Below are 12989 nucleotides of genomic sequence, written 5' to 3'. Positions count from 1 at the left end.
AGATGGCTCAGAAACAAGTTGCCTTACTGGAGCTGGGCGGATCGCACAGCGAATGCATGTATGCCCAGATACAGTTCCTGCAAAGCAGGGGCTATGGGGTACACATTGTCTGTAATGCGCACCTGTGGCCGTTCTTCGAGGCTGTGACCGGGCTGGCGGGCCACCAGTTGCACGTGGTGGAAACCAGCATCAAAAACCACTGGGGCATCTGGCGACGCTTGCGGGCTTACCTGAAGGCCAACAGTATCCACACCATCGTGGTAAATACCGCGGAAAACAGCGTGGTGCGCGATCTTACGGTATTGGGCCTGCCCGTGAAAACATGGGCCGGTATTGTGCACAACGGCCGCAAATTTAACCGGGGCTTCACCTTGCGCAAACTCATTCTCCGGAAAATAAAGCGCTGCTATGTGCTCAATGACACGCTGTTGCTGCATGTGCTGCCACCGGCGGGCATAAAGCTGGGGTGCTTTTATCCCATTTTCTTCCCGCAGCTGGAGGCCACCCCGCTGGAAAAGCCAGCCGGTGAAACCTGGGTAACCATCCCCGGCAGCGTAATGCCCTCCCGCCGGGATTATGAAAGCCTGCTGGCGCAGGTGGCCGCAAAAGGCCTGCCCGCCCATGTAAAGCTGATCTTCCTGGGAAAATACGATGCGGCAAAACACCCGGACCTGGCCAGCCGCCTGCAATCCCTGCCCCGGCGCAGCCAGGTGGTCACCTTTGAACAACCGGTGCCGGAGCCCCTGTTCCAGTCGTATTTGGCCCAATCCGACGTAATTTTGCCCCTGCTGCACCCGGGTGTCAATATGTTTGAACAATACATCCAAACCCGCATTTCGGGGGCGTACAACCTGGCCTTTGCCTGGAAAATACCGCTGCTGATGGAACGGAGCTTTGGTGCCTGGGAAGACTTTGCGCGGCATGCCGTGCTCTATGCCGTACCAGACCTGCTGGAAACCCTGGCGGGGCTGGTACAATCGCCAGACCAGCTGCAAGCCCGGAAAGCCGCCATGGAGGCCGATCCCAAGTTTGCCTTTGCGGTGCAATGCCAGCGTTATATGGACCTTTTACAATAATTGTTATGCGAATAGATATCATCACCGTGTTGCCGGAACTGCTGGAAAGCCCTTTTTCCCATTCCATCCTGAAAAGGGCTAAGGACAAAGGCCTGCTGGAAGTGCAGCTGCACAACCTGCGGGATTACTCCACGCTGCCCCGCGCCCAGGTAGACGACTACCAGTTTGGGGGCGGTGCCGGCATGGTGATGATGATGGAGCCGCTGGTGAACGCCATTGAAAGCCTGCAGGCCAAAACCACCTACGATGAAGTGATCTACCTGACGCCGGACGGGGAAACCCTGAACCAGCGCATGGCCAACCAGCTTTCCCTCAAAGAGAACCTGCTCATGATCTGTGGCCATTACAAAGGCATTGATGAGCGCATCCGCGAGCACTTTGTCACCAGGGAGATCTCCATCGGTGATTTTGTGCTCTCCGGCGGGGAACTGGCTGCCGCCGTGCTGGTGGATGCCCTGGGCCGCCTGTTGCCGGGGGTGCTCAATGATGAAACCTCGGCCCTTTTTGACTCCTTCCAGGACAACCTCCTGGCCCCGCCGGTATACACCCGGCCGGAAGAGTTCCGTGGCTGGAAAGTGCCGGAAGTGCTCATGAGCGGGAATCACCGGCTTATTGAAGACTGGCGCCACGACCAGGCAGTAGCAAGAACGCAGGCGAGGAGACCGGATCTGTTGAAGTAGGATAGGGCATGGGTGCCTGCGGCAGCGCTGCAGGCACGTATAACCATAAGCACAATAAGAAATTGTAAAACAATGACTTACCCGGAACAGCTATTATTTAATTGCCCCGGGCAAGAAATAATTTCCAATTTAAGCGCGCTGCATTTGGAATTTATGTGGATTAAACGTTAACTTTGCACTCCCTTAAATATTTGAAAGATGAACGCAATTAATTTTGTTCACGAGCAGTTAACTGCTAAGAAACAGCACCCGAAGTTTAAAGCCGGTGACAACGTTACCGTAAACTATAAGATCGTAGAAGGTAGCAAAGAGAGGATCCAGTCCTTTAAAGGTGACGTATTGAAGATCCAGGGCACTGGTTTTACGGCATCTTTCACCGTAAGGAAAATTTCCGATGGCATTGGCGTTGAGCGCGTGTTTCCCATGTTCTCTCCCAACATCGACAGCATTGTACTCAATAAAGTGGGTAAAGTAAGAAGGGCACGCCTGTTCTACCTGCGTGAACGCGCTGGTAAAGCTGCCCGTATCAAAGAAAAAAGGGTTTAGTACACAATACAGGGAAATTTGTAAGGAACGGGAGGCGTATGCCTTCCGTTTTTATTGTGCCCATACCTGGCAAAAGCAGGTATGCAAATTATTGAATGGGTAAATGGTTACATCACAGGACCGTTTGCCCATTTTTTTAAGTTGTAACCGGCAAGGCCCGGCCCGCTCAGTTGTTACATATTTGTTATATGAGCGCCATAAAACCGCGCTCCGCCTAGGTATTGCCGATTTTATGCCCTATCTTTGTTCACTAAACTTTTAAATTGGAGACAATGACTGTTGTAATGGTTAAATCTTCTTTCTTATTCCTCAATGAAGTGGGTGGCACAGAGATCCTGCTGATCGCTGTGGTGGTGTTGCTGCTGTTTGGCGGTAACAAGATCCCGGAGCTGATGAGAGGTTTGGGTAAAGGGATGCGTGAGTTCAACGATGCCAAGAACAATGTTCGCCGTGAGATTGAAGAAGGAATGCGCGATGTACAGGCTCCGCCTAAACCCGCTCCTGCTGCCACCACCACTGCTGCCGCTGCTCCTGCACAGCCCATCGGGCCCGCTGCAAATGAAGCGCCGGCCGCACCGGCTACCCCGGAAAACAATGCCTAGTCTTAGTGCTGCTGGTTTTCCCATGCCAATTGAAATAGCGCTGTTTAATCCTTAAAACATACTGATTTAGCTTGCCTGAATTCAGCACAATACATCTTTTACATCAAGCCTTGCACGAGGGCCGTACCACCTGTACCGCCGTTGTGCAGTCTTATTTAGACAGGATTGCCGCCCATGCGCGCTTGAATGCCTTCCGGGAAGTATACGCGGATGAGGCGCTGGCGCAGGCAGCGGAGCTGGATGCCCGCATCAGGGCGGGGGAGCCGGTAGGCGCCCTGGCAGGTGTGGTGGTAGCCATTAAGGACGTGATCTGCTACGCAGGCCACCACGTAGGCGCCGCCTCCCGCATCCTGGAAGGCTTTGTGTCCCCTTACTCTGCCACGGCGGTAGAACGCCTGCTGGCTGCCGATGCCATCATTATCGGGAACCTGAACTGCGATGAATTTGCGATGGGCTCCACTAACGAGAACTCCGCCTACGGGCCGGTGCGCAATGCGCTGGATGAAACCCGTGTACCGGGTGGATCTTCCGGTGGCAGCGCTGTAGCAGTGCAGGCAGACCTGTGCATGCTGAGCCTGGGTAGCGATACCGGTGGTTCCGTAAGGCAGCCGGCGGATTTTTGTGGCATCATCGGGCTAAAGCCTACCTATGGCCGCATTTCCCGGTACGGCCTCATCGCTTACGCTTCTTCCTTTGACCAGATAGGCATCTTTGGCAAGAATATTGCGGATGTGGCAAAACTGCTGCAAACGGTTGCAGGACCGGATCAGTTCGATAGCACGGCCTCTCAACTGGAGGTGCCGGACTACCAGGCACTGCTGGATCACAATAAATCCTGGAAATTAGCGTATTTGAAAGATGCGATCCGTCATGAGGGCCTGGACCCTGAAATGAAGGCCGGTTTTTTGAATTGCTTTGAAGAAATGGAACAGGCTGGTCATACCGTGAAAGCGGTTGACTTTGACATACTGGATTACGTGGTACCCGCGTATTATGTGCTGACCACCGCCGAAGCATCTTCCAACCTTTCCCGGTTTGATGGTGTGAAGTACGGTCACCGCACGGCCCACGCCAACGTAGCGCTGACAGACTTTTATAAGCTGAGCCGCTCAGAAGGTTTCGGCAAAGAGGTAAAACGTCGTATCCTGCTTGGCACCTTTGTATTGAGTGCCGGCTATTTTGACGCCTACTTTACGAAAGCCCAGCAGGTGCGCCGCCTGGTGATGAACAGGATCAATGCTATCCTGGAGCACTACGACGCCATCCTGCTGCCCACGGTGCCTTCCACCGCCTTTAAACTGGGGGAAAAAATGGAAGACCCGATCGCCATGTACTTAGCAGATATCTATACAGTACTGGCAAACCTGGTGGGAGCACCCGCCATTTCAATACCCTTAACTGTACATTCCAACGGCATGCCCTACGGAATTCAGATAATCACCCGGAAGTTTGACGAAGCAAACTTGTTAGGTTTGGCGTATACGATCAATGTTATGACCAACAAACAGGTCACTACCAGTTAAAAAACAAACATGTGTATGAGGAAATTATTATTATTACTGTTGGTGCCATCACTGGTAACAGGCGTGGCTAAAGCAGCAAAAGTAGCAGGCGACGTGATGCCTGCATTTACCTCAGTAGCAGCAGTAGACACTGCAATTACGGCCCGGAAGATTGTCCTGCCGAAGGACAGCGTGGTACGCCCATCCGCAGCCTCCGCACTGATGGTAAGACGGGAAGCTGAGTCCCTGCCCAGCTCTATCCGCAGCCCCAAGGTGTATGAGCAGATCAATAACAACCTGGTATCAGGTTATATCAACGATTTTGCTTCACACTACAGCCAGCATCTCCAGATCATGATCGAAAAGGGTCAGCCCTATTTTGCCATGGTGGAAAAAGTATTCCGGGAGAATGGCGTACCCGAGGAAATGAAATACCTGGCGGTAATTGAATCCAGCTTCAATACCAATGCCCGTTCCAAAGTAGGAGCTGTAGGCGCCTGGCAGTTCATGTCCGGTACCGCCCGCCTTTTTGGTCTGACAGTGGCCAAGAAGAAAGATGAACGTAAAGACTTTTATAAAAGCACCGTGGCTGCCGCCAAGTTCCTCAATGAACTGCACGACCAGTTTAACGACTGGCTGCTGGTGGTAGCGGCTTACAACTGCGGCGCCGGCGGCGTACAACGCGCCATCAAGGCCAGCGGCCGTAGTGATTTCTGGGGCATGCAGTATTTCCTGCCCGCAGAATCCCGCAACCACGTGTACAAATTCATCGCCACCGGTTATATCCTGGACCGTTTCAACACCTTCTTTGGTGTGGGTAACGATGCCGTGGATGCCTCTGATGATGCTATCGTCAACGCTGCAGAAGCCGTAGCCGGCGCGCCCCTCAGCGATGAAGAGCTGATGAACACCGTAGTGTTTAACGTAACCGGCAAATACCGCCTGGACGCCATCGCCAAAGGCCTGGACGTAAACCTGGGCGACCTGGAACGCCTGAACCCGAACTTCTCCCGTTTACTGGCTGGTCCTACTAATTCTGCAGACCTGCGTTTGCCGAAGGACAAGATGAACCAGTTCATGACGCAGAAGAATGACATCCTGAAAGAATCTGTACAGATGTCGCTCGATGATAAAGCGGTAGCAGTAGATAAGTCACGTTTCCCGGCCCCGGTGAAGGTACCGGCAGTGGATAGCGCGGCGGTAAAGAAAGCACCGGCCCAGCGCACTGCTGCCCACCACACCAGCAGCAAAAAAACGGTAGCGCATAAGAGCACTACTGCCAGCAAGAAGAGAGTTACTACTAAGCATAAATAAAGCTTTCTACGAAAAGCATTTTTAACAAAGATCCCGCACACATTGTGCGGGATCTTTGTTTTTTGTAAGCAGTAAAAAGCCATTTACATGCACCTGTTGCCAGGGATATAAATGGCTTTATAAAATGAATCCCCGGGGGGATGATCAGTTATTATGCGTTCTGCACGGCAGCAATGCCGGGAAGTACCTTGCCTTCAAACAGTTCCAGCAGGGCGCCGCCACCGGTGCTCACGTAGCTCACCTGGTCTGCCAGGCCAAACTGGTTCACCGCTGCAACGCTGTCGCCACCACCTACAAGGGAGAAGGCGCCTTGGGCGGTAGCGCGGGCCACGGCTTCTGCAATGGCTTTGGTACCGCCCTGGAAAGCGGGCATTTCAAATACACCCATCGGGCCATTCCAGAGGATGGTCTTGGAGTTCAGGATCACTTCGCTGAACAGGGCGATGGATTTCTCTGCAATGTCCAGGCCCATCCAGCCGGCGGGGATATTGTCGTTAGACACTACCTGGGTGTTGGCATCCGCTGCAAATTTATCAGCGGCTACAGAATCCACAGGGATCAGCAGGTTCACGCCTTTGGCCTTTGCCTTGGCAATGAGTTCCAGGGCCAGGTCCAGCTTATCGTTTTCCACCAGGGAGTTACCTATTTCCTTTCCTTGTGCTTTGAGGAAGGTGTAAGCCATACCACCACCGATGATCAGGTTATTGGCACGGTCCAGCAGGTTCTCGATGATGAGGATCTTGTCGCTCACTTTGGCGCCGCCCAGGATGGCGGTGAAAGGGCGTTCCGTATTGTTCAGTACTTTCTCCGCGCTGTTCACTTCCGCTTCCATCAGCAGGCCAAACATGCGTTTGTCTGCGGGGAAATCTTCCGCGATCACGGCAGTGGATGCGTGTGCACGGTGAGCGGTACCAAAGGCATCGTTCACATATACATCACCCAGCTTGGCCAGCTGTGCGGCAAATGCCTTGTCACCTTTTTCTTCTTCTTTGTGGAAGCGCAGGTTTTCCAGCAGCAGTACTTCACCGGGCTGCAGGTTGGCGGCGGCTGTTTCGGCTTTGGGGCCAATGCAGTCTTCCGCAAACTTTACGGTAGCGCCATTCAGCAGTTTCACGAGGTGGTTTACCAGGTGGTGCAGGGAATATTTATCAGTAGGTCCATCTTTCGGACGGCCCAGGTGAGACATGAGGATCACGGAACCGCCATCTGCCAGGATCTTCTGGATGGTGGGCACGGCTGCACGCATACGGGTATCATCGGTGATCTCAAACTTATCGTTCAGGGGAACGTTGAAATCCACGCGGATCAAGGCTTTCTGGCCTTTGAAGTTGTGTTGACTGAATTTGCTCATCGGTCAATTGGTTTGGGTGTAATAAGTGGTAGTCAAAAATAAAACCGCGGAGCCGCCGGGCAAAAGCTATCGCTGCTGCGCTGCGATTCCGCGGTAAGGGAAAGCAGTAAAAAGGCCGCCAGCAGGGGCTGACGGCCTTTTGCAAGATTATTTGGAGATCAGGCCTGCGAAGTATTTCACAGTACGTACGAGCTGGGAAACATAGCTCATTTCGTTATCGTACCAGGATACAGTCTTCACGAGTTGCTGATCACCTACGGTCATTACTTTAGTCTGTGTAGCGTCGAACAGGGAACCGAAGTGGGTGCCGATCACGTCGCTGCTCACGATCTCGTCGGTGGTATAACCGAAAGATTCGTTGGAAGCGGCCTTCATAGCAGCATTGATCTCTTCTGTAGTCACCTTGGTATTCAGCAGGGTGGTCAGTTCAGTGAGAGAGCCGGTTACCACGGGTACGCGCTGTGCGTTACCGTCCAGTTTACCTTTCAGGCTGGGCAGCACCAGGCCGATAGCCTTTGCAGCACCCGTGCTGTTGGGAACAATGTTCGCAGCAGCGGCGCGTGCACGGCGCAGGTCACCTTTGGGGTGCGGGGCGTCCAGGGTGTTCTGGTCGTTAGTGTAAGCGTGGATGGTGGTCATCAGGCCTTGTTTGATACCGAACTTGTCGTCCAGTACTTTTGCCATCGGAGCCAGGCAGTTGGTAGTGCAGGAAGCGCAGGAGATAACGGTTTCGCTACCATCCAGGATGTCGTGGTTCACGTTGAACACAACAGTTTTCAGATCGCCAGTGGCAGGAGCAGAGATCACTACGCGTTTAGCACCGGCAGTCAGGTGGGCTTTTGCTTTTTCAGCGTCAGCGAAGAAACCGGTAGATTCGATCACTACGTCAACACCGTGCTGACCCCAAGGAATCTGGGAGGGATCCTTCTGTGCGTATATCTTTACTTCTTCGTTATTAACGATAATTGCGTTATCAGTGTTTGTTACGTCTACACCAAAACGACCCTGAGCCGTGTCATATTTCAGGAGGTGAGCCAGTACAGCGGGGCTGGTAAGATCGTTGATTGCTACTACTTCAATGCCGGGCATGTTGTAGATCTGACGGTAAACGAGACGACCAATGCGGCCAAAACCATTAATACCGATTTTAAGAGAAGTTGCCATTTTTCACTGTGATTTGAGATGATAAATTTGAGTAGCGAATTTACGCGCAATGTGGTGATTCTGCAATATAAATTTGCGTTAAGTAAAAATATTTTGGAAATATAAAACAGACACTTACCTTTGCAATCCCAATAACGAAACACGGCGCGTTGGTCAATCGGCTAAGACGCCTCCCTTTCACGGAGGAATGACGGGTTCGACTCCCGTACGCGCTACAAAGAAACCATCGTAAAAGACGGATTGTTCAATAATAAAGATCGTAAAAGAGTTTGGCGCGTTGGTCAATCGGCTAAGACGCCTCCCTTTCACGGAGGAATGACGGGTTCGACTCCCGTACGCGCTACAAAGGGCAAGCATCACTGCTTGCCCTTCTTGTTTTTATATAATACAGGTGCCGGTAACACGCCGGCATCGCCCATTGCGCCATCAGCCCCGGGGGGAGACCAGGCAGGCCTCAGATGATAGCTGCCTTACTCGGCCCATGGCGAGTGCCGGATGGCCTCGCAAAAATCACCCCGCTGGAAGCCAGGGATCATGCACACACAAATGTCTGCATTGATGCTCCCGTAAGTGGTGTGGGGCTTGTGTTTAAAGCCGTCGAAAAAAGTGCTGATCATATTTTGCTTTAACCCGCTGCGCGGAAACTCCCGGATGATCTCTTCCCGCTGTTGATCCGTTAAATGGTCATATCCTTTGCCTACCATATCCAGCGCTACCCCATAATTCAGCAACGCCACTTCCGGTTCTTTGTACTCCGCAATGCCGGGAGACGTGTGGAGTGCAACGGCATCCCACACCAATTGCAGCGATTGCGGGGGCAGGCCGTGGCTGCGCACAAATTCGCGCGCGGCATTGGCACCATCCACCTCAAACCGCTTGTCATCACTGCGGTAATGTGCAGTGAGCCCCAGGTCATGGAACATGCTGCTTACGTACAATAATTCCGCGTCGTAGCGGATATTATGTTGCTTGCCATGGAGCGCGGCAAAGACAAACGTGCGCAGGGAATGGTTGTATAAAAGCTCACTTCCATGTGTGCGCAGCAATTCCGTGGATTGCTGCGCCATAGCGCTATCCGGCAGCTCTATGCCGGCGATGGTGTTAGCAGACATATGATTTGATTTTGGATAAAAGGAAGTGGGTTTAAAGCGCAACGGTCTTGGTGGAAATACCGATGCGGTTTAAAAAATTCATATGGCTGATGCAGATCAGGATGTCTGCTATTTCTTTCGTGTTGAAATAGGATTGCAGCTTTTGATACGCATCGTCTGCCAGGCCGTGGTTGAAAATAAGGGTCACCTCTTCCACCGCTTCCAGTACGGCGCGTTCCGCGTCTGTAAACAAGGGGCTTTCCTCCCAGGCAGACAGGGCAAAGATGCGGCGGATGGTTTCACCATTTTTCAATGCATCTGTGGTGTGGTAGTCAATGCAGAAAGCGCATTTATTGATCTGGGAAACCCTGATCTTGATAATGTCTATTATACTGACAGGCAGGGTGCCTGCATGCAGGCGCTTGTCTATCCCGGACATCATTTCCCAATACAGTGGCTCTTGTTTCCATACGTCTAACCGGTGGTTGATCACTTTGTTCATAACTGTTCATTTTTGATGGTACAAAGGTCAAGAACGGGCAGGTGCAATTGCTTAAACTGGTTTAAGAAACAAACTTCTTCCGCAGCTCACTGAGGTATACGGGCGTAAAGCCCAGGAAAGATGCCAGCAGGTATTGGGGGACCCGTTGGGTGAATGCCGGAAAATGCCGCAGGAAATGGAGGTACAGTTCTTCTTTGGAAAATTCATACAGGTACCGCAATCTCATCTGGGACGCGGCATAGGCACGCTGGAACATCAGGTGGAAATAGGCGTGCAGCTCCGGCACCTGCTCCAGCAGCGCATGCTGGTGGGCTGCACTGATGGCTAACACCTCTGTGCGCTCTACGGCCCGGATAGAAAACTGTGAGATGCCGCCGTGGGCAAAGGCCATAAAGTCCGAGATCCACCAGTTTTCCAGCGCAAAGTCGAGGGTCTGCTCGGTACCATCCTGGCGGAGGTAACTGAGCTGCACACAACCTTTCACGATAAAGAATTTTTCAAAGCACCGCTGGCCTTCCGTGAGGAGCAGTTCTTTTTTGGCGTAAGATCTTTGGTCAAAGAAGGACTCCAGCAGACTGGTTTTGTTTGCCGGGAGGGACATGTAGTTCCCGATATGCGTGCATAATTGCTGTATGGCCACCGATGTAGGTACTATATGCACAAAGCTATCACAATTTTCCGTACGCCTGAATATTGCTAACTTTCCGGCATGCAGCACCAGGAATTTGCACCGCCCGAAGTACTCCGGGATGTGATAAAATGTTTTTGGTACAATACACGGGACTCCGGGCCCGGGCAAACCACTTTTGAAGTGATGCCCGATGGTTACGCGGAGATCATCTTTCATTTTGGGAATGCCTGCAGTGTCATGCATGACGGTATCCCGGAGCCATTGCCATCTCCTTTCATGATGGGGCTACTCAACCAGCCGGCCATTTTCTACACCCAGCACCGTTTACAGATCATTGCCATCCGTTGCTACCCATGGACGGTGTTTGATCTCCTGCGCATTCCTGCCGGCCGGCTCGGCGTGCAAACCTTTGAACATCCCATTGCCCTGTTGCAGCCGGCACTGGATACCTGCGTGCAGCAAAACAACCTTACCGCGGCGTTGGAAATACTGACGGCCTACCTGCTGGATGCAAGGTCAAAGGTGGCAATAGACAGTATGTTATTCAAAGCCGGGAAGGCCATGCAAAAAGCAAACGGCACCCTGCCGGTAAGCGAAGTGGCAGCAGCGGCCCATGCCACGGTGCGCACGCTGGAAAGGAACTTCAAACAATCTTCCGGGCATACGGTAAAAGATGTATCGGGCCTCATGCGCTTTGAGCAGGTGCGTAACCGCTTATGGTGGCAGCCCGGCAGCAACCTGGCCGGCCTGGCGGCAGAACTGGGCTACACGGACCAGGCGCATTTAAGTAAGGACTTCAAACGCTATAGCGGCACCACGCCTGCGGCCTTTGCACGGAATGCAAAGCAGGAGCAAAGGATCCTGCACAGCGATTTTGTCGCGTTTATACAATCCTGACCGGCAGGCATTATGGAATTTTGTGTCTCAATCATTTTTATGAACGATACACAACTATCCAAACAACCCCCTTATGACGTGATCATCTCCGGTGCAGGCCCCGTGGGACTTTTCCTGGCGGGTGAGCTGGCCCTGGCTCAATGTTCCGTGCTTATACTTGAAAAGGCAGCAGACCCGCATTCCCCTTTAAAAAGAGTTCCCTTTGGCATACGCGGGCTTTCTTCGCCCAGCATTGAAGCACTATACCGCCGCGGCCTCCTGGACCAGCTTGAACTGCACAAGCGCATGAGCAACCCTCATGCCCAGTTAAAAGAACAAACCCCGCAAAGCCGCCCTGTGGGCCACTTTGCAGGCATTTCGCTTTTTAATGACAAGATAGATGCCTCCCAATGGAAATACCGCCTGCCCGGTTCCCCACCACCTACCCTGATGTCTGAAATGCAGGAAGTGGAATCCATCCTGGCCCGCCGCGCAGCGTCCCTGGGCGTGGTGATCCTGCGCGGGCTGGGCGTTACAAGCTTCCAGCAGGCGGCTGATGGCGTAACCGTGGAGGCGGGCCACCAGTCGTTTCACGGCCGGTGGCTGGTGGGGTGCGATGGTGCCCGCAGCGTGGTGCGTAAGTTGGGCCACTTTGAATTTGCCGGCACGGAGCCGGAATTTACCGGTTACTCCACGCAGGTAGACCTGGCCGACCCGGAAAAGCTACAGCCCGGCCGCACGCTTACGCCCAAGGGCATGTACCTGCAATCACAGCCGGGATATGTACTCATCCAGGATTTTGATGGCGGCGCATTTCACCATGCAGACAAACCTATTACCCGGGAGCATGTGCAGGAAGTGCTGCGCCGCATTTCCAATACAGACGTAACTGTCACCGCCCTGCACAGCGCTACTACCTGGACGGACCGTGCGCGCCAGGCCACCACCTACCGGGATGGCCGCGTATTGCTGGCTGGTGATGCTGCGCATATTCACTCCCCGCTGGGGGGCCAGGGTCTTAACCTGGGCCTGGGCGATGCCATGAACCTGGGCTGGAAGCTGGCTGCCACCATTCATGGGCAGGCCCCGCAAGGCCTGCTGGACAGCTATTTTACGGAGCGTCATCCCCTGGGCGCACAGGTATTGGACTGGTCGCGCGCGCAGGTGGCCATCATGCATCCTGCTCCCGCAGCACGGGCGTTGAACGCCATCTTCCGCGACCTGGTAAACACCCGTGATGGTGCGACTTACTTTGCAGGCCGCATCTGGGGCGTGCATACGCACTATGACCTGGGTGGCGATCATCCGCTGGTGGGGTACAGTGTGCCTGATTACGCGTTGGATAACGGGGTTAAAGTGGGCGCATGCATGCGCGCGGGCAATGGCCTCCTGCTGGACTTTGAGGATGATGCTACGCTCAAGGCGCTGGCCGCGGAATATGGACTGCCGTATGTGACCGGCAAGCCGGCGGACCGGCTGGGTGTGAATGCCGCGCTGGTACGCCCGGATGGCATAATTGCCTGGGCGGCAGATGGAGTGCCGGATGTAAGCGGGTTGCGGGCCGCGGCGGACCGGTGGTGTATGCGCAGGTGAGCGGTACACCGGGATATGCAACCACCAGGGCACCGTGTGTGATGCCCTGGTGGTTCATTAC

13 protein-coding genes and 2 tRNA genes are annotated in these 12989 nt (G+C 53.5%); 10 read left to right on the top strand and 5 right to left on the bottom strand.

Annotated features, from left to right (window positions below; translation table 11 throughout):
• Positions 1-2: 2 nt before the first annotated feature.
• From DCC81_RS00190 to DCC81_RS00165, 6 genes are all read left to right on the top strand, one after another.
• Complete coding sequence (locus DCC81_RS00190) at positions 3-1076, top strand: glycosyltransferase family protein (protein ID WP_108684587.1); 1074 nt, start codon at positions 3-5, stop codon at positions 1074-1076.
• 5 nt (positions 1077-1081) lie between these two features.
• A complete protein-coding gene (trmD, locus tag DCC81_RS00185; RefSeq protein WP_108684586.1) occupies positions 1082-1756 on the top strand; it encodes a tRNA (guanosine(37)-N1)-methyltransferase TrmD in 675 nt (224 codons plus the stop codon).
• Between the two features lie 198 nt (positions 1757-1954).
• Complete coding sequence (gene rplS, locus DCC81_RS00180) at positions 1955-2302, top strand: 50S ribosomal protein L19 (protein WP_108684585.1); 348 nt, start codon at positions 1955-1957, stop codon at positions 2300-2302.
• 272 nt (positions 2303-2574) lie between these two features.
• A complete protein-coding gene (locus DCC81_RS00175) occupies positions 2575-2904 on the top strand; it encodes a Sec-independent protein translocase subunit TatA/TatB (RefSeq protein ID WP_240612858.1) in 330 nt (109 codons plus the stop codon).
• A 71-nt stretch (positions 2905-2975) separates the two neighbouring features.
• On the top strand, positions 2976-4427 hold the full coding sequence (gene gatA / locus DCC81_RS00170) for an Asp-tRNA(Asn)/Glu-tRNA(Gln) amidotransferase subunit GatA (protein ID WP_108684583.1): 1452 nt from the start codon (positions 2976-2978) through the stop codon (positions 4425-4427).
• Between the two features lie 15 nt (positions 4428-4442).
• Positions 4443-5720, top strand: coding sequence for a lytic transglycosylase domain-containing protein (locus DCC81_RS00165; protein WP_165806378.1), 1278 nt, complete (start codon positions 4443-4445; stop codon positions 5718-5720).
• 151 nt (positions 5721-5871) lie between these two features.
• Here DCC81_RS00165 and DCC81_RS00160 read toward each other — a convergent pair whose 3' ends face one another.
• Both DCC81_RS00160 and gap read right to left on the bottom strand, forming a co-directional pair.
• Positions 5872-7071, bottom strand: coding sequence for a phosphoglycerate kinase (locus DCC81_RS00160; protein WP_108684581.1), 1200 nt, complete (start codon positions 7069-7071; stop codon positions 5872-5874).
• A gap of 147 nt (positions 7072-7218) precedes the next feature.
• Entirely contained in the window at positions 7219-8235 is a 1017-nt protein-coding gene (gene gap, locus DCC81_RS00155; protein ID WP_108684580.1) for a type I glyceraldehyde-3-phosphate dehydrogenase, read from the bottom strand.
• 143 nt (positions 8236-8378) lie between these two features.
• Between gap and DCC81_RS00150 the strand changes: the two genes are divergently transcribed.
• Positions 8379-8450, top strand: a tRNA-Glu gene (locus DCC81_RS00150).
• A 56-nt stretch (positions 8451-8506) separates the two neighbouring features.
• Positions 8507-8578: transfer RNA gene (locus DCC81_RS00145), tRNA-Glu, on the top strand.
• A 127-nt stretch (positions 8579-8705) separates the two neighbouring features.
• On the opposite strand, the gene DCC81_RS00140 is transcribed toward DCC81_RS00145, so the two are convergent.
• From DCC81_RS00140 to DCC81_RS00130, 3 genes are all read right to left on the bottom strand, one after another.
• The gene (locus tag DCC81_RS00140) at positions 8706-9347 is read right to left on the bottom strand and encodes an HD domain-containing protein (protein ID WP_108684579.1); all 642 of its coding nucleotides are present in this window, start codon (positions 9345-9347) and stop codon (positions 8706-8708) included.
• A gap of 31 nt (positions 9348-9378) precedes the next feature.
• Positions 9379-9828, bottom strand: coding sequence for a carboxymuconolactone decarboxylase family protein (locus tag DCC81_RS00135; protein ID WP_108684578.1), 450 nt, complete (start codon positions 9826-9828; stop codon positions 9379-9381).
• Positions 9829-9889: 61 nt separating this feature from the next.
• The gene (locus DCC81_RS00130; protein WP_205686237.1) at positions 9890-10489 is read right to left on the bottom strand and encodes a Crp/Fnr family transcriptional regulator; all 600 of its coding nucleotides are present in this window, start codon (positions 10487-10489) and stop codon (positions 9890-9892) included.
• Positions 10490-10537: 48 nt separating this feature from the next.
• On the opposite strand from DCC81_RS00130, the gene DCC81_RS00125 reads away from it, so the two are divergent.
• Both DCC81_RS00125 and DCC81_RS00120 read left to right on the top strand, forming a co-directional pair.
• Entirely contained in the window at positions 10538-11356 is an 819-nt protein-coding gene (locus DCC81_RS00125; protein WP_108684576.1) for an AraC family transcriptional regulator, read from the top strand.
• 39 nt (positions 11357-11395) lie between these two features.
• Positions 11396-12928, top strand: coding sequence for an FAD-dependent monooxygenase (locus DCC81_RS00120; protein WP_108684575.1), 1533 nt, complete (start codon positions 11396-11398; stop codon positions 12926-12928).
• The last annotated feature ends 61 nt before the right edge of the window (positions 12929-12989 follow it).

This window comes from Chitinophaga parva, from assembly GCF_003071345.1.
GTDB lineage: Bacteria > Bacteroidota > Bacteroidia > Chitinophagales > Chitinophagaceae > Chitinophaga > Chitinophaga parva.
Note: the sequence above shows the minus strand (reverse complement) of the source record. Positions and strands in the feature narration are given on the sequence as shown.